Origin of the sequence: Stappia taiwanensis (genome assembly GCF_014635285.1) — a bacterium.
Taxonomy (GTDB): domain Bacteria; phylum Pseudomonadota; class Alphaproteobacteria; order Rhizobiales; family Stappiaceae; genus Stappia; species Stappia taiwanensis.
The window spans coordinates 399,882-416,287 of the sequence record NZ_BMCR01000004.1; the positions used below are offsets into that span (position 1 = coordinate 399,882).

The 16,406-nt window shown below is 66.0% G+C and carries 12 protein-coding genes; 8 read left to right on the forward strand and 4 right to left on the reverse strand.

Annotated features, from left to right (window positions below):
- Positions 1–159: 159 nt before the first annotated feature.
- The gene (locus tag IEV83_RS12505; protein ID WP_181761728.1) at positions 160–1,056 is read right to left on the reverse strand and encodes a LysR family transcriptional regulator; all 897 of its coding nucleotides are present in this window, start codon (positions 1,054–1,056) and stop codon (positions 160–162) included.
- A 110-nt stretch (positions 1,057–1,166) separates the two neighbouring features.
- On the opposite strand from IEV83_RS12505, the gene IEV83_RS12510 reads away from it, so the two are divergent.
- The 7 genes from IEV83_RS12510 (at position 1,167) to IEV83_RS12540 (ending at position 9,758) form a co-directional block, all read left to right on the forward strand.
- Complete coding sequence (locus IEV83_RS12510) at positions 1,167–2,453, forward strand: NAD(P)/FAD-dependent oxidoreductase (protein WP_181761768.1); 1,287 nt, start codon at positions 1,167–1,169, stop codon at positions 2,451–2,453.
- Positions 2,450–3,628, forward strand: a complete 1,179-nt coding sequence (locus IEV83_RS12515) for an NAD(P)/FAD-dependent oxidoreductase (protein ID WP_181761729.1) — start codon at positions 2,450–2,452, stop codon at positions 3,626–3,628. Before IEV83_RS12510 ends, IEV83_RS12515 begins: the two co-directional genes overlap by 4 nt.
- Before the next feature lie 10 nt (positions 3,629–3,638).
- The gene (locus IEV83_RS12520; RefSeq protein ID WP_244628166.1) at positions 3,639–4,355 is read left to right on the forward strand and encodes an SDR family NAD(P)-dependent oxidoreductase; all 717 of its coding nucleotides are present in this window, start codon (positions 3,639–3,641) and stop codon (positions 4,353–4,355) included.
- 71 nt (positions 4,356–4,426) lie between these two features.
- The gene (locus IEV83_RS12525; RefSeq protein WP_181761730.1) at positions 4,427–5,968 is read left to right on the forward strand and encodes an ABC transporter substrate-binding protein; all 1,542 of its coding nucleotides are present in this window, start codon (positions 4,427–4,429) and stop codon (positions 5,966–5,968) included.
- 153 nt (positions 5,969–6,121) lie between these two features.
- A complete protein-coding gene (locus IEV83_RS12530) occupies positions 6,122–7,063 on the forward strand; it encodes an ABC transporter permease (RefSeq protein WP_181761731.1) in 942 nt (313 codons plus the stop codon).
- Complete coding sequence (locus IEV83_RS12535) at positions 7,060–7,965, forward strand: ABC transporter permease (protein WP_181761732.1); 906 nt, start codon at positions 7,060–7,062, stop codon at positions 7,963–7,965. Before IEV83_RS12530 ends, IEV83_RS12535 begins: the two co-directional genes overlap by 4 nt.
- Positions 7,962–9,758: an ABC transporter ATP-binding protein gene (locus tag IEV83_RS12540; protein WP_181761733.1), complete on the forward strand. Its 1,797-nt coding sequence runs from the start codon at positions 7,962–7,964 to the stop codon at positions 9,756–9,758. The genes IEV83_RS12535 and IEV83_RS12540 overlap by 4 nt, the downstream gene beginning before the upstream one ends.
- 53 nt (positions 9,759–9,811) lie before the next feature.
- Here IEV83_RS12540 and IEV83_RS12545 read toward each other — a convergent pair whose 3' ends face one another.
- Positions 9,812–10,765, reverse strand: coding sequence for a helix-turn-helix transcriptional regulator (locus tag IEV83_RS12545; protein ID WP_181761734.1), 954 nt, complete (start codon positions 10,763–10,765; stop codon positions 9,812–9,814).
- 208 nt (positions 10,766–10,973) lie between these two features.
- Between IEV83_RS12545 and IEV83_RS20365 the strand changes: the two genes are divergently transcribed.
- Positions 10,974–14,357: an autotransporter outer membrane beta-barrel domain-containing protein gene (locus IEV83_RS20365; protein WP_181761735.1), complete on the forward strand. Its 3,384-nt coding sequence runs from the start codon at positions 10,974–10,976 to the stop codon at positions 14,355–14,357.
- A 73-nt stretch (positions 14,358–14,430) separates the two neighbouring features.
- Here the strand turns inward: IEV83_RS20365 and IEV83_RS12555 are convergent, their stop codons facing one another.
- Both IEV83_RS12555 and IEV83_RS12560 read right to left on the reverse strand, forming a co-directional pair.
- Positions 14,431–15,660, reverse strand: a complete 1,230-nt coding sequence (locus IEV83_RS12555; RefSeq protein ID WP_181761736.1) for a hypothetical protein — start codon at positions 15,658–15,660, stop codon at positions 14,431–14,433.
- A 59-nt stretch (positions 15,661–15,719) separates the two neighbouring features.
- The gene (locus IEV83_RS12560) at positions 15,720–16,262 is read right to left on the reverse strand and encodes a hypothetical protein (protein ID WP_181761737.1); all 543 of its coding nucleotides are present in this window, start codon (positions 16,260–16,262) and stop codon (positions 15,720–15,722) included.
- Positions 16,263–16,406: the final 144 nt, after the last annotated feature.

Genomic DNA, 16,406 nt, shown 5'->3' on the forward strand with positions numbered 1-16,406 from the left:
ATTGCTCCCGGCAGGATTGACGAAACAAACATGATGCACAATAGTGGTTGCGTTCAGAAAACGCAGTCCAGCCGTTAACAAGCTGAGATATGCACCAGATAAGGTCAGTGCTCCGGCACTGGCTTTTTTGGTGTCTGGCGCCCCTCCGCCCTTACCCGCCTATGCGTCCTGATAGCGCTCCACATAGCGTTCGAAGGTCTCGACCAGCGCGTCGCATTCTCCGCTCAGCTTGTCGCCAAGGGGCTTGATGATCGAATACTCGAAGCGCTCGATGACCTCGATCGGCCGGACAATGCCGCCCATGCGCGCGTGATCTTCGGCAGTGAAGGCATCGATGATGCCAACGCCAATACCGCGCAGCACCAGCGCGGAGACGATATGCGACAGGTAGGATTTCATCTTCGGCAGCGGCGGGTGGCGCATCTTGGCGAACAGCCGGTCGAAGGTGCGCCCGGACATGGTGGAATCGACGAAGCCGACGAAATCGAGCCCTGACAGATCGCGCAGGCGGATCACCTGCCGTGCGCCCAGCGGATGATCGGCCGGAGCAACGAAGCGGAAGGGCACGGATCCGCTGCGGATCACGTCGATCTCGAACTTGTGCTGGCTCGGAATGCCAAAGCCGATCTGGCACTGGCGCAGCGCCACCTGTCGCACCACCGGCAGTGTCGTCATCGACAGGAATTCGGCGCGAAACTCCGGCCGTTCCGCCAGCAGGAGCGCCACCACGCCGGGAAGCGCGGACTGGGCGATGGCCGGTGCCGCGGCAATCGTCAGGGTCGCCCGGTGGCCCTGCTTGATCTGTGCCGCCGCCCGTTCGATCTGGGTCAGGCCGACGAAGCTGCGCTCGACCTCGGTCCAGAGTTCGTGCGCCTCGCGGGTGGCGACGACACGGCCGCCATAGCGGCGAAACAACGACAACTCAAGCCGCTCCTCAAGGTCGCGGATCAACCGGCTGACCGCTGGCTGGGAGACCGCCAATTCCTCGGCGGCAGCGGAGACCGTGCCGGTGCGCATGACGGCCTGAAACGCCTCGAGTGAACGCTGCGACAGCATTTTCGCTATAACATTTCCGCATGTGTAACGAAGGAAACAGTATTTGCGTTATATCCACAGCCTGCTCACTGTGACAAGCTGACACATGTCGGGAGGGCACTGTGAGCGGGATGGAAGAGCGGTCGGCGCTGCCGGAAAAGAGCCAGGTCGTCATCATTGGCGGCGGAATCGTTGGCGTCTGCACGGCGCTGTTTCTTGCCGAAAAGGGCATTCCCGTCGTCCTGTGCGAGAAGGGCCGGATTGCGGCCGAGCAGTCCTCGCGCAACTGGGGCTGGATCCGCAAGGCCGGGCGCGACGCCCGCGAATTGCAACTGATGATCGACAGCGCCAGGCTGTGGCGCGAGATCGCTCCCCGGCTCGGCGAGGACATCGGCTACGGCATTCGCGGCACCACCTATCTCGCCGGCAACGCGGCCGAGCTTGCCCGGCACGAGGCCTGGCTGAGGGAAAACGCCGCCTTCGATCATGGCGCGCGACTGCTCTCGCCCCGGGAAACGGATGAGCTTCTGAAACGCGACGACCACCGCTTCGCCGGCGCCCTGCATACCCCCTCCGATGCGACCGCCGAACCGGCCCTTGCGGTTCCGGCGATGGCGCGGCTGGCGGAGCGCTGCGGCGCGGTGATCCTTGAAGGCTGCGCGGTGCGGTCGGTGACGCGCAGCGGCGGACGGATCAGCGGCGTCGTCACCGAGCGGGGCGAAATCGCCTGCGAGACCGTGGTTCTCGCCGGCGGCGCCTGGTCGCGGACCTTTCTGGAAAATCTCGACCTTTCCCTGCCGCAACTGGCGATCAAGGCCTCGGTGCTGCGCACCGGGCCGGCGCCGGAGATCATCGCCGGGACGGTGGGCGCAACCCGGGCTTCGCTGCGGCGGCGGGCCGATGGCGGCTACACCATCGCCCGCTCGGGCGCGGCGGAATTCCAGATCATTCCCGCCGCCTTCACCCATCTGCGCGCCTTCCTGCCGGTGATCGCCGATCGCTGGCGCATCCTCAAGATCCGACTGGGCGGTGAGTTCTTCGGTCCGCTCGGACGGCATCGCTGGAAGGCGGACGAGGTCACCCCGTTCGAACAGGTCCGGGTTCTCGATCCGGCACCGGATCAGGCCTTGCTCAGATCCGTGCTGGCCTCGGCCAAGGCGCTACATCCCCGGCTTGAGGGGATCGAGATCGAGGAGACCTGGGGCAGCTTCATCGACGTGATGCCCGACGAGATCCCGGTGATCGACGAGCCGGCCGGCTGGCAAGGACTGGTGATCGCCACCGGGCTCTCCGGTCATGGCTTCGGCATTGGCCCCGGGGTGGCCAAGCTCGTTGTCCAGCATATCGAGGGTCAGCAGCCGCTGGTCGACATGACGCCTTTCGCTCTCGCCCGCTTTGGCAAAAAGGCGGCCGCATGACCGGCGCGCCCCTTGCCACACCGGATGTGCTCGTCATCGGCGCCGGGATCACCGGAGCCTCCGCCGCCCTGCAGCTTGCCGAGATGGGCGCAAGCGTGGAGCTGATCGACCGCTATGGCCCGGCGGCGATGGCCTCCGGCTGGACACTGGCCGGGGTGCGCCAGTCCGGGCGCCACCCGGCGGAACTGCCGCTGGCACGCAGCGCCGTCGCCCTGTGGCCGGAGCTCGACGAACGACTCGGCGCGGAGACCGGCTATCGCCGCTCCGGCAATCTGCGGCTGGCACGCAATGCGGCAGAGGCCGAGACCATCCGGGCGCTGGTCGCCGACCAGTCTGCCGCCGGCCTCGATCTGCGCTATCTTGCGGACCTTGCCGCGATCCGCGAGATCGCCCCGCCCCTGTCCGACGAGGTGGTCGCCGCCTCCTTCTGTCCAACCGATGGGCATGCGGACCCGGTCGCCACCGTCTCCGCCTTTGCCCGGCGGGCCAGCGAGCAAGGTGCCACGCTCGCCTTTGGCGAGACCGTTCGGCATCTTGAGACCCGAGGCGGGCGCATCAGCCGTGTAATCACCGACCGGCGCGCCCTTGCCCCCGGCGCGGTGCTGCTCGCCGCCGGCTTTCTGGCCAATGAGTTGCTCGCCCCGCTCGGTACCACGCTCCCCTTGCGCCGACCGATGGTCACGGTGCTCAGAAGCGCGCCCATCGCTCCCCTTCTCGCCCCGGTGCTCGGCGTTGCCAATGCGGATATGGCGGCCCGGCAGGAACTCACCGGGCGATTGCGGGTGACAAGCGGCGCGGAGGACTGGGCCGGTGGCCTGGTCGAGCGCGCCGGCGCGCCCGCCATCCGCCCCCGCATACGTTCGGTGCAGGCGACCATCGACAAGGTGCGGCGCGTGCTTCCGGCCTTTGCCGAGGCGGAGCTGGAAGACGTCTGGGCCGGCGCGCTCGACCTGACGCCCGACGCCCTTCCGGTCATCGACCGGGTGCCGGAGTTTGAAAATCTCGTCGTCGCCGCCGGCTTTTCCGGGCACGGCTTCGGCATCGGCCCGGTGACGGGGCCGATGGCCGCGCGGCTCGCCATTGGGGAGGAACCGGACGACCGGCTTGCCTCCTTCCGCTTCGACCGGTTCGCCGATGGCGCCGTCGCCACTGCCCCCCTCACCCTGCACGGATAAGGAGAGCCCATTGCTCAACCCCGAAGGTCGCGTCATCATGGTTTCCGGAGCGAGCCGGGGGATCGGTCTCGCCATTGCCCGAACGCTTCTTGCCAAGGGCTATTCAGTCAGCGCCGGCGCGCGAGACCCGGAACGGGCGAAAGCCGGCCTGAAGGGGGCACCCGGGGGGGACAAGCTTCTGTGCGCACGCTATGACGCGGCGGACCGGACCAGCCATGAGGCCTGGCTCGGCGCCACACTCGACCGGTTCGGCCGGCTCGACGGGCTGGTCAACAATGCCGGCACCTCCAACACATTCTCGATCGAGGAAGGCGAGGAAGCGGAGCTGGATGCGCTCTGGGCGATCAACGTCAAGGGACCGCTGTTCCTGACCCGGATATGCCTGCCGCATCTGAAGGCCGCCGGCAATGGCCGGGTGATCAATGTCGCCTCGCTCTCGGGCAAACGAGTGCGCAACGAGAACATCGCCTACAACATGACCAAGCACGCGGTGATGGCGCTGACCCATGGCACCCGCCGCATCGGCTGGGATCATGGCGTGCGCGCCACGGCGATCTGCCCGAGCTTCGTTGCCACCGACCTGACCGACGGGGTCACCAAGATCACTCGGGAGGAGATGATCGACCCGGAGGATTTCGCGGAAATAACCGCCCTGGCAATGGCCCTGCCGAATACGGCAGCCATGGCGGAAATGCTGGTGAATTGCCGGCTGGAGGACACGCTTTAGGGCCCGGACCCTAGGACTCGCGTGAACCTGGGCCATCCATAAAAAGAACCAACCGACCAGAGGACAAAAACATGAAAGCACGGATGGGAATTGCGCTGGCGGGACTGCTGGTGGCGGGCAATGCCTTTGCCGCCGGCACCACGCTGAATGTGGGCATGGGCAGCGCCGATGCCGGCAAGCTCGACCCGCATGTCGCCACCTCGACCCCGGACAAGGGGCTGTTGCACTGGATGTTCAGCGGCCTGGTGCGGATCAAGCCGGGCGAGGCCAGCCCGGAGTTCATCGAGCCGGATATCGCCAAGAGCTGGGCCACCTCCGACGACGGGCTGACCTGGACCTTCTCCCTGCGCGACGACGTGGAATGCCACGGTGACTACGGCAAGATCGACGCGGAGGATGTGGTCTATTCGCTGAAGCGGTCGGCCAATCCGGAGGTCTCCGCCTTCGCCAAGGATTACACCGCCTTTGACAGCGTCGAGGCGACCGGTCCGCTGGAGGTGACGATCAAGCTGAAGAACACCGTGCCGAGCCTGCTGGGCCTGCTGGTGCCCTATCATGGCGGCAACATCGTCTGCAAGGATGCGGTCGAAGCGCTTGGCGAGGAGTATCAGCGCACGCCGATCGGCACCGGTCCCTTCATGTTCGCCGAGTATCAGCCGCAGCAATACGTCAAGCTGGTCGCCAATCCGGAGTATTATCGCGGCGAGCCGAAGATCAAGGAAATCTACTACCGCTACATTCCCTCCGATTCCTCACGTGATCTGGCCTTCCAGGCAGGCGAGATCGACATGATCTACGGCAAGCAGGAACAGACCTGGGTCGAGCGGATCCAGAAGGTCCCCGGCACCAAGGTCACGGTGATGAAGCCGGGCGAAATGTCCGTCATCCATCTCAACATGACCATGCCGCCGCTGGACGATGTGCGGGTGCGCCGGGCCGTCGCCCATGCCATCAACCGGGATGCGATGGTGCAGTTCAAGGGACCGGACGTCACGCTGGCCGCGCTCTCGCCGGTGCCGGAGGGCCATCTTGGCTTCACCGCCGACGTGCCGACCTACGAATATTCCATCGACAAGGCCAAGGCGCTGCTGGCCGAAGCCGGTCATCCGGACGGGGTGACGATCAAGGCAATCCATACCACCTTGCCCGGCATGCTCTCGACCATGGAAGCGGTGCAGGCCTTGCTGCGCGAAGCCGGCATCACCCTGGAAATCGAGACCGTCGAACACGCCACCTTCCATGAGCAGATCCGCAAGGACATGAGCCAGGTGACCCATTACGCGGCGGCCCGGTTCCCGGTGGCCGACGTCTACCTCTCCCAGTTCTTCCATTCGGATGCCACTGTCGGCACCGAGACGGCCATCGCCAACTTCTCCCATTGCGCCGTTGCCGATGCGGAAATCGCGGCGGCCCGTGTCGAAACCGATCCGGAGAAGCAGCTCGCCCTGTGGGCCACCGCCCAGCAGAAGATCATGGACGAGGTCTGCGCGGTGCCGGTGGTGCAGAGCATGCAGCTCTGGGCCTGGAAGGACACGCTCGACCTTGGCGTCACCGTCAACGGATCGCTGAACCTCAGCCCGCCCGTCACCGAGCAGGCCGCCTTCTCCGAGTAATCGGACCGCGCATGACCGGCGCCGGGGTCGCGACACGTTGGCCCCGGCATGTGACGACGCATCGCCCTTCCGGGGGCTGCACTCATCCGCCGTGCGGCGGACCTTTGGTCCTTGTGACAGGGTCCGCCGCACGCGACAGGGGCGCGCTTACCCATGACAGCATTTATCCTGAAGCGGCTCGGCTTTGCCGCGATCACGCTCTTTGCCGTTCTGACCATCGTCTTCTTCATCGTCCGGGTACTGCCCGGCGATCCGGCGCTGGCCATCCTGGGCGACCAGGCCAGCCAGGCCGCGCTGGAGGCCCTCCGGGTCCGGCTGGGGCTGGATGTTCCGCTCTACCAGCAATATGTGGAGTTTCTCGGCGGGGTTCTGGTCGGCGACTGGGGCATCTCCATGGTGTCGGGCAGGCCGGTGATCGAGGAAATCATCAAGGTTCTTCCGGCGACGCTGGAGCTGACCATCGCCTCGCTGATCCTCGGTGTCGTGGTCGGCATTCCCATCGGCGTCTGGTCGGCGGTGCGGCGCAACAAGCTGCCGGACTACCTCGCCCGCATTGGCTCGCTGCTCGGCCTGTCCTTCCCCGCCTTCGTCTCGGCGGTGTTGCTGCTGCTGTTCTTCTCCATCCAGCTCCGCTGGTTCCCAGTGATCAGCTCCGGCCAGGGCGGCAGCCTTGCCGACCGGCTGCGCGACCTGGCCCTGCCGGCGATCAATCTGGGGCTGATCATGGCCGCCTACATCACCCGGGTCACCCGCTCGGCCATGCTGGAGGTGCTTAACCAGGACTATGTGCGCACCGCCCATGCCAAGGGGCTGGCCTTCGCCATCATCGTCTGGCGCCACTGCTTGCGCAACGCGCTGATCCCGGTGGTCACCGTCGTCGGCCTCTACCTCGGCATCCTGATCGGCAATTCGGTGCTGACCGAAATCGTCTTCAACCGTCCCGGCCTCGGCAAGCTGATCGTCGGCGCGCTCAACCAGCGCGACTACACCATGCTGCAGGGCATGATGGTGATCTACACGCTGATCGTCGTCATGGTGAACCTTGTCACCGACCTGACCTACGGCCTGATCGACCCGAGGATCAAATACTCATGACGTCGCCCTCGCACTCTCCCCGCCTGTCGCGGTCGGCCTATCTGCGGATCGCACTCGCTTCCCTCGCCGCAGGCCTGTTCAAGGCGTTCAACGCCAACAAGACCTCCTGGATCGGTCTGGCCGTGTTCGTGATCGTCGCGCTGCTCGCCCTGCTGGCGCCGGTCATCGCTCCCTATGACCCGCTCGACCAGAACATCCTCAACCGCCTCAAAGCGCCCTCGGCGGCGCATTGGCTCGGCACCGATTATTACGGCCGCGACACGCTCTCGCGCATTCTCTGGGGCGCGCGGATCTCGCTCACCATCGGCCTGATGGCGATTGGCTCGGCCATGGTGATCGGCACGTTGATCGGCATGATCGCCGGCTATTTCGGCGGCCGGACGGATCTGCTCATCATGCAGGTGATGGATGTGCTGCTCGCCTTCCCGTCGCTGATCCTTGGTCTGATCGTCGTTGCCATGCTCGGCCCGTCGGTCGCCAATCTGGTGATCGCCATCGCCCTGACCGCCATTCCTCCGTTTTCGCGGATCGCCCGGGCGCCGACCATTGCCGTCAAGAACCGCGAGTTCATCGAGGCGGGGCATGCGCTTGGCTACTCGCATCCGCGGCTGATGTTCGGACACATCCTGCCCAATATCGCACCGGAGGTTTTGGTGATGGGCTCGCTGTGGCTGGCGACCGCCATCCGCGTGGAGGCCTCGCTCGCCTTCATCGGCCTTGGCGTCAACCCGCCGACCGCCACATGGGGCGGCATGATCCGCGAGGGCTTCGAGAACATTCTCGACAGTTTCTGGCTGGCCCTTTTCCCCTCGCTCGCGATCCTGATCGTCGTCTTTTCCTTGAACCTCCTGGGCGATGGCCTGCGCGATGCGGTCGATCCCCGGCTGAAGGGGGAACAATGACCCATCCCATCCTTTCGGTAGACAATCTGACCACCTCCTTCCGGGTCGATGGCGACTGGGTTCCGGTGGTGCGGGACGTCAGCTTCACCGTCGACCGGGGCGAGACCGTCGCCATCGTCGGCGAATCCGGGTCCGGCAAATCGGTCACCGCCCTGTCGATCATGCGGCTGGTGCAGCAGAGCCACGGCCGGATCGAAGGGGCAATCACCCTTGATGGGGTGGATCTGCTCGGCCTTGACGAAGCGGCGATGCGCGATGTGCGCGGCGGCGATATCGGCATGATCTTTCAGGAGCCGATGACCAGCCTCAACCCGGTGCTGAAGATCGGCTTTCAGGTCGGCGAGGTGCTGCGCCGGCATCGCGGCATGGGGGCGGCCGAAGCAGACCGGGAGGTTCTGCGGCTGTTCGACCTTGTCCGCATTCCCGACGCGCGGCGGCGGATCGACGAATACCCGCACAGCTTTTCCGGCGGCATGCGCCAGCGGGCGATGATCGCCATGGCCCTTGCCTGCCAGCCCAAGCTTCTGATCGCCGACGAGCCGACCACCGCGCTCGACGTGACGATCCAGGCGCAGATCCTGGAGTTGATCCGCGAGCTGCAAAAGGACATCGGCATGGCGGTGATGTTCATCACGCATGACATGGGGGTCGTCGCCGAGATTTCCGACCGGGTGGTGGTCATGCTGCGCGGGGACAAGGTCGAGGAAGCGCCGGTGCGCGAGCTCTTCGCCGCGCCGAAGCACAATTACACCAGGATGCTGCTCGGCGCCGTGCCGAAGCTCGGCGGGCTGGGCGACACGCAAACGCCGCGGCGCTTCCCCACGCTCGACAGCAACGGCACCGGCCCGGAACCGGACAACGAGGCCGATCACCGTGGCAAGACCATTCTGGAGGTTCGCAACCTGACCACGCGCTTTGCCGTACGCGGCGGGCTCCTGAACCGCCCGGTCGGCAATGTCCATGCGGTGGAGAATGTGTCCCTGTCGCTCGCCGCCGGCGAGACCCTGGCGCTGGTCGGCGAATCCGGCTGCGGCAAGTCGACCACCGGCCGTTCGATCCTGCGGCTGATCGAACCGGTGGCCGGGGAAATCCGGTTCGAGGGGCAGGATCTGATGGCGGCGAGCCACGCCGAGCTGCGTCAGGCACGCCGGCGGATGCAGATGATCTTTCAGGACCCTTACGGCTCGCTCAACCCGCGCAAGGCGGTCGGCGCCGCCATCGCCGAACCGATGCATGTGCATGGGCTGATGGACAGCGCGCGGATCGGCGAGCGCGTCACCGAGCTTCTGCGTCTGGTCGGGCTGGACGAGGAGCACGCCCTCCGCTTCCCGCACGAGTTTTCCGGCGGCCAGCGCCAGCGTATCTGCATCGCCCGCAGCCTTGCCCTCAACCCCAGCCTGATCGTTGCCGATGAATCGGTTTCCGCCCTTGATGCCTCGATCAAGGCGCAGGTGGTGAACCTGATGCTCGACCTCCAGCGGGAGCTGGATCTGGCCTATCTGTTCATCAGCCATGACATCGCCGTGGTGGAGCGGGTCAGCCACCGCATCGCCGTGATGCTGCTCGGCGAAATCGTCGAGACCGGCCCCAGAGACAAGATCCTGTGCGCTCCGCAGCACCCCTACACCCGGAAGCTGATCGACGCCGTGCCGATCCCCAATCCGGAGACGCGGCGCGAGCGCGGCGGCCTGATCACCGACGAGCTGATGAGCCCGGTGCGCGCCCTCGACTGGACCCATCCGGCCACCCGGATGCACGCCGTGTCCGAGGATCATTTCGTGCGGGAGTTCTAGGCGGGCATCACAGGTACCGGTGGCGCCAGACCCCGCGCCATCGGCACGCATACCTATCGCCGTTGCGGCGCCCTGTTTCTCGGCCGATGCAAGGTGGTGGCGGGCGCCTCGCCGAACTGGGCGCGATAGGCGCGTGAGAAATTGGCCACATGCCGGTAGCCGAGCCGGATCGCCACTTCGCTGACGGGCAGCTTTTCCTCATGCAACAGGCGCCGGGCGGCCCGCAGCCGCTCGCTGCGCACGAAGGCCGCCAGGCTCACGCCGCGCAGCGCCTTGAACATCTGCTCCACCCGCGCCAGCTTCAACCCCGCCTGGGCGGCGAAGGTGCGACCGGCGAGAGTGTCGTCGAGATGGTCGCGGATATGCGCCAGCATCTCGTCGAAGCGCATCAGCTCCCAAGCGGTGAAGGGCTGCCCGACCGGATTGTGCTCGCAAAACGCGCGAAGCGCCTGGCTGAACAGTTGCTTGCCCAGCCCCTCGATGGTCATCGCCCGCAGAGGCCCGTCGAGGCTGGGGCCAAAAAGGTCCGTCGCCAGTGTCTTGACGCTGGCCGGCAACGGCAAGGTCTCGAACCGCTCCAGCGTCTTGCCGCGCTCCATGAAGGGGGCGAGCCGCAGCGGCATGGTTCCGTTCAGCTGCTGCTTCAGAATACGCAAGGACACCGCCACGCCGGTATGCCGGATCAACATTCCGGCAGGCAGGTCCAGCACGAACCCGGACGGGCCGACCCGCATCAGCGCCAGGGTGTCTTCCGCCATGGCGCAGGTCTTGCCACCAAGGGTGCTCAGCGCGGCGGACCCGGCCAGCTGCACCGAAAAGCCGATCCAGGGCTGCGGCAATTGGTTGGGGACGGTGAAGCGGCAATCGGCGACCGCTTCGATCTCCGACCGGTAGACGGCAACGCCCTTGTCGAAGACGAGCCGTTCGACCCGCCCCTGGGCGCCGGGAATGGCAATGGCATTGCCGCCGACCATGCGCCATTCCGGCGCGTCAACGCCTTGATCCATGCGCTCTGCCTTGTCGCCCCCCTGAACCGCTGTTTTGCACACCTCGCCACCGCGCGTCATGACAAATGATAACTCCCCGTCAAAATGATAAAAAAATCAGATGGCTATTCCAATAGCGGACTTTTACCGTTCGGCCAATCTCCGGATCCGCGGATCTCCGGACCCTTGATCATTTGAATAGCCAGAGACGTCCCCCATGAAATCAGTGATGCCGTCGAGACCCTGCACCGCACGGAAGACGATTGAGGCGAGAAAGACCCGGCTGCGTGCCAGCACCGCGTTGTTGGCCGCGGCATTGATGTGTCCCGCCTCTTCCGGATGGGCTCAGGAGGTCATCAACGGAACCTATGAAACCATCGATGGCGGCGGCACCGGCACCCGGCCAAGTCCCTGGGTCATCCCGGGCAGCCTGACCGTCAGCGAGACCCTGACCAGCGGATTGTACATCCAGAATGGCGGCGTCGTCAGCGCCAGCGAGGTTGTGCTCGGCGCGAACCCGGGCGGAGATGGCGCACTTCGGCTGACAGGCATGGTTTCCCAGCGCGGCGCCTTGGAAACCGGTCAGGTCAGCGTGGGCGCGGGCAGCGGCACGCTCCACTTCGACGGCGGTATCCTTCGCCTCACTGACGATCAGGCGGATCTGTTCGCCGGTTTCGACGCCGGCGACATCACGATCGGCTACAACAACGCGTATATCGACACGCAAGGGTATTCGGTCAAAACCTCCCACGGCCTCCAGGGGCCGGGTGGCTTGCTCAAATCAGGGTCCGGCACGCTGACCCTGACCGGCGACAACGGCTATTCTGGGGGCACCACGGTGTACGACGGCACCCTGGAGGTCGACGGCGGCAGTATCGACCACGCCTCCGGACACGTCTTCGTCGGAGTAAGCGGCGGCGACAATGCCTCTCTCATTATCCGCAATGGTGGCACCGTCGACGCCTACAACGGTCAGATCGGCTGGGGCACGGGAGCAACCGGCGCTGTTCTGGTGACGGATGCCGGCTCGCGCTGGAGCAGCGGCGGCGTCCTGAACGTCGGCGGCTTCGGCGCGGGCGCGCTGTTCCTCCAGAATGGCGGTCTGGTCGAGAGCCAGAACAGCCACATCGGCTATTCCAGCACGGGCTTCGGCCAGGTATTCGTGTTCGGCAGCGGGTCGCGCTGGACCGTCACGGGCGATTTGCAGGTCGGCCGCATGGGCAGCGGCACCCTGACCATTCAGGACGGAGGTACCGTCAGTAGCACCCGCGCCATGCTCGGCGATCAAGGAACCGGCACCGGCACCGTCCTGGTGACGGGCTCGGGATCGAGCTGGGAGGTCGCTGGCGAACTCGCCGTCGGCAATGCCGGGCAAGGCGCTCTCACCATCGCCAATGGTGCCCGGGTGTCGTCGGACACCACACTTGTCGGCGCCTTCAGCGCCGCCACCGGCACGGTGACGCTCGGCGGCACGCCGGGCGCGCGCGGCGTGCTGGAAACCAAACAGGTTTCCGAACGCTCCGGCGACGGAAACTTCATCTTCGACGGCGGGATTCTGCGCCTGACCGACAATCAGACCAATCTGTTCGCCGCCTTTGACGCCGGCGACATCACCCTTGCCGCCGGTGGCGGGTTCATCGACACCCAGGGCTTTTCGGTCTACAGCGGCGCGGTTCTTGACGGCGTCGGCGGCTTGACCAAGCAAGGCAGCGGCAAGCTGACGCTGAGTGGCGCCAACACCTACACCGGGGCTACGGTGGTTGAAGACGGCACGCTGGTACTAGCCAATGGCCAGGCGATCGCCGACACCGGCGCCGTGGTCCTCCAGGGCGGCGTGCTGCAACTCAAGGATGATGAGACCATCGGCTCCCTGAGTGGTCTTGCCGGGACCAGCATCGACCTTCAGGGCAACACGCTGACGGCTGGTGGCAATGGTGCCAACACCACGCTGGCGGGCACCTTCACCGGCCCCGGCGGGTTTCACAAGACCGGCGCCGGCACGCTGACCCTGACCGGAGACAACTCCGGCTTCAACGGAACCACTGAAGTTTCCGGCGGCACGCTAATCGTCGGGGCTGGCGGCAGCGGCGCGCTGGGTGGCACGCTGGATATTCTGAACGGCGGCGCACTGGGCGGCTCGGGCACGGTGGGCACGGTCACCGTTGGCTCCGGCGGCATCTTGCGGCCGGGCAATTCCATCGGCACACAGAACGTGGCCGGCGACCTGACGTTCCAGAGCGGCTCGGCCTATGAAGTGGAGGTCGACAGCGCCGGACACAGCGACCTGATCGCCGCGACCGGCCAGGTAACGATCAATGGCGGCACGGTCAATGTCCGTGCCGAAAACGGCCTGGATGACGGATCGACCTACGATCCAAGCACCACCTACACCATCCTGACCGGCGCCGGCGGCGTCACTGGCACCTTCGACACGGTGACGGACAACTTCGCCTTCCTCAACGCTTCGCTTTCCTACGACCCCAACGCGGTTCATCTGACCCTTGTGCGCAACGACACGGATTTCGCCAGCCTCGCCAACACGCCCAATCAGCGGCAGGCGGCCCTGGGCGCAGAAAGCCTCGACCCGACCAACGACCTCGTCAAGGCGATCATCGGGCTGAGCACCACCGAAGCCCCCCGGGCCTTCGATGCAATCTCCGGCGAGATCCACGCCTCGGCGAAGACCGGCTTCATCGCCGACAGCCGCCTGATCCGCGATCTGGCCACCAATCGGGTGCGCGTTGCCTTCGAGGAAGCCGCGGTCGCGGCGCCCGCTGAGGCCGACCGCTCCACGCCGGTGGCGCTCTGGGGCGCCGGCTTCGGCTCCTGGAACAACACTTCCGGCAACGGCAACGCGGCCGGCAGCACGCACTCCAGCGGCGGCCTGCTCGTGGGTGCCGATGCGATGGCCGGCGACTGGCGCCTCGGCCTGATGGCCGGCTACAGCCACTCGTCTTTCCAGGTGGACGAACGCGCCTCCTCCGGCAGCAGCGACAACTTCCACCTCGGTTTTTACGGCGGGCGGCAATGGGGCGCGGTCGGCCTGAGCGCCGGTGTGGCCTACTCCTGGCATGACATCGGAACCACCCGCACCGTTGCCTTCAGCGGCTTCCGCGACACGCTTTCAGGCAAGTATCACGCAGGCACCGCGCAAGCCTTCGGTGAATTGGGCTACCGGGTCGAAACGAAAGCCGCGACCCTCGATCCGTTCATCGGCCTGGCGCATGTCAGCCATTCGACCGGCAGCTATACCGAAAAGGGCGGCGCGGCAGCGCTGGTGGCAGGGCGTCAGACCAGCGATGTCACCTTCACCACGCTCGGCCTGCGTGCCAGACGGGACATTCGCCTTGGCGACCTGAGCGGCGTCCTGCACGGCATGGGCGGCTGGCAACACGCCTTCGGCGACATCACCCCCGACGCAACCCACGCACTTGTCGGCGGCAGTGCCTTCACCGTGACCGGGGTTCCACTCGCCACCGACGCGGCCATCATCGAAGCCGGGCTGAACCTCGGCCTTGAGGCCGGCGCGGTGTTGGGCCTGTCCTACAATGGCCAAATCGCCGGTGATGCGCAGAGCCACAGCCTCAACGCCAAGCTCGGCTTCGCGTTCTGATCCAGCGCCAAACGGATGATGTCGGCTTTCAGGATATCAGGGGACGTCCCGGCCTTGTCCTGAAAGCCGGCCTTCACCGCCCGCCCTCCTCCTTCCAGCCAGAAGCGGCCCGGTCGATCAGGGCATCGACCTCCGCCTTCAACGCATCGCCGCCCCCTGCCGTCGATTGCGCCTTTTCCGCCAGCCGGTCGGCCAGAAGCGCGGTGCCCCGCACCTCTCCGCGTTCCGGATGCCGGCTCCATCCCCAGCAGTCTCCCACCGGCACAAGCCGCGGGTCAGGCTGCGGAAAGCCTGCATCCTCCGGCCAGATCACGCCGCCGAAAGCCCCCGGCCAGTTCGCCACCGTGCTGACCAGCGGCCGCTCGAACCGTTTGCGGGTCTTGAAATGGCCGAAGTCAACCACTTCCAGACCGCTGCTGCGTCCCGACCGGGCAATCTGGATATTCACCCCCTCCACCTCGATGGGAAAGCGGCGCCCTTCGAAACCGGCGAGCAGCGCCTCCGGCACCTGCGCCGGCGCCTTCAGGCCCGGGCAGTCGCTCAGCCAGACACCATCGGGCCGCCTGTCGAGGCGGATCGGGTCATCCGCCGAGCTGGTCAGGCCGAAGCGGCGCAGCATCAGCTCCACGCTCAGACAAGCGCGTTGCTCCTCGGACCGGGCAATCGGCAGATCCGAGACCCAGGAGCGCAGATGCCCGCGCCGCACGCAGACCGCCGCCGGCAAGCGTGCGCCCGTTTCGTCCAGGATCGCAAAGCCAAGATCGATGATGGCGTAGATCGGCAGGCTGGCGCAGGGCGCCTCGCAGTGGCGGAACACCGCGCCGACAAGGCGCGACCACAGATACTCCTCGAAGGCCTCGGACAGGCTCATCAGCCCGTTGGAATAGGCACGGCGCTGCGGCGTGCAGCCCGGCCCCACGCCGACGCCCTTGATATCGAGCCAGACCTTGTTCGGTCGCGGCTCGACCACGCTCGCGCCCGCCAGATGCGACAGGCCCGACCGCGCCCAGCCGGGCACCGGATCATCGACAAGGCGAAAGCAGGCGCGGCCATAGCGCGGCGGCCGGAAACCCTCAAGTTCCCGGTCGCCGACGGTGATGGCGGCATTGACCGTGTCATGCGCAAGCTGCGCCTGCGAAACAATCGCGGCTTCCCGCAACAGCCAGCCCTGCATCGCTTCCGCGAACCGAGCACGATCCGGTGGCGCCAGCCTTGCCAGATCCACATCCAGATCCATGGCCAGAGCCGGCGCGTCGAATAGCACGACGCGCGCGGTTTCAACCGGCTGAAACCGTTCGCTCATGGATGGCACGCGCTCCGGCGAGACCGCGCCGGAATCGGCAGAGACCTGCGAGGCGCGGGTCAACGGCCTTCGACGCTATCCGCCATCAGCTCGGCATAGCTCGACACCTGTTCAAGGGTCCTGGCCAGTTCGGCGCCAGCGGCGGGGAGCGTTTCGAACGACTGCGCCAGCGCGCCCAGCGCGTGAGCCGCGCCCTCGATATTCTCGGCGATCTGCGGTGCCCCCTCAAGCGTTGGGGCCATCGGTTCGGCGGAGAGCGCGAGATCCCGCAGGGCATTGGCAATCGGACCGGATTCCACCGAATGCAGGATGCCTTCCATATTCTCCATCAAGGCCTCGGCAGAACGGACAGCTCCGACGGAGGGCACCGGCCCGGTTTCCAGCGCCGCCATCTGCCCCGGGGCGGTTTCAAGGCCCAGCGCCGCCGGCTCGGTTTCCAGATTGGCCACGCCGGGCATGGCCTCAATCCCGGCAGGCACCGCTTTCGCGTCGGCCTCGACGCTGTTCGCAATGGCCGACAACGCCTCGATCGCCTTCGGCAGCTTGTCGACCAGATCATCGGCCAACCGGCGGGCCTGCTCGTATTCCCTCGTTCCGGACATCATTCCCTCCACGCACAACCAAAAAGACATATTCAATCAAGAAACAACTAATCCTGAAAGTCAATCTCATCTGCCCGAGAGGCAGCCCAGCGCCGGAAACGGATTGTCCCAGCGTCTCACCAGTTCAATCAAAAAGAGATTTTC

Excerpts from the sequence above, each read along its gene's own strand:
- IEV83_RS12505 (WP_181761728.1), bottom strand. The coding sequence starts at position 1,056 with ATGCTGTCGCAGCGTTCACTCGAGGCGTTTCAGGCCGTCATGCGCACC.
- IEV83_RS12510 (WP_181761768.1), top strand. The coding sequence starts at position 1,167 with ATGGAAGAGCGGTCGGCGCTGCCGGAAAAGAGCCAGGTCGTCATCATT.
- IEV83_RS12515 (WP_181761729.1), top strand. The coding sequence starts at position 2,450 with ATGACCGGCGCGCCCCTTGCCACACCGGATGTGCTCGTCATCGGCGCC.
- IEV83_RS12525 (WP_181761730.1), top strand. The coding sequence starts at position 4,427 with ATGAAAGCACGGATGGGAATTGCGCTGGCGGGACTGCTGGTGGCGGGC.
- IEV83_RS12530 (WP_181761731.1), top strand. The coding sequence starts at position 6,122 with ATGACAGCATTTATCCTGAAGCGGCTCGGCTTTGCCGCGATCACGCTC.
- IEV83_RS12535 (WP_181761732.1), top strand. The coding sequence starts at position 7,060 with ATGACGTCGCCCTCGCACTCTCCCCGCCTGTCGCGGTCGGCCTATCTG.
- IEV83_RS12540 (WP_181761733.1), top strand. The coding sequence starts at position 7,962 with ATGACCCATCCCATCCTTTCGGTAGACAATCTGACCACCTCCTTCCGG.
- IEV83_RS12545 (WP_181761734.1), bottom strand. The coding sequence starts at position 10,765 with ATGGATCAAGGCGTTGACGCGCCGGAATGGCGCATGGTCGGCGGCAAT.
- IEV83_RS20365 (WP_181761735.1), top strand. The coding sequence starts at position 10,974 with ATGCCGTCGAGACCCTGCACCGCACGGAAGACGATTGAGGCGAGAAAG.
- IEV83_RS12555 (WP_181761736.1), bottom strand. The coding sequence starts at position 15,660 with ATGAGCGAACGGTTTCAGCCGGTTGAAACCGCGCGCGTCGTGCTATTC.
- IEV83_RS12560 (WP_181761737.1), bottom strand. The coding sequence starts at position 16,262 with ATGTCCGGAACGAGGGAATACGAGCAGGCCCGCCGGTTGGCCGATGAT.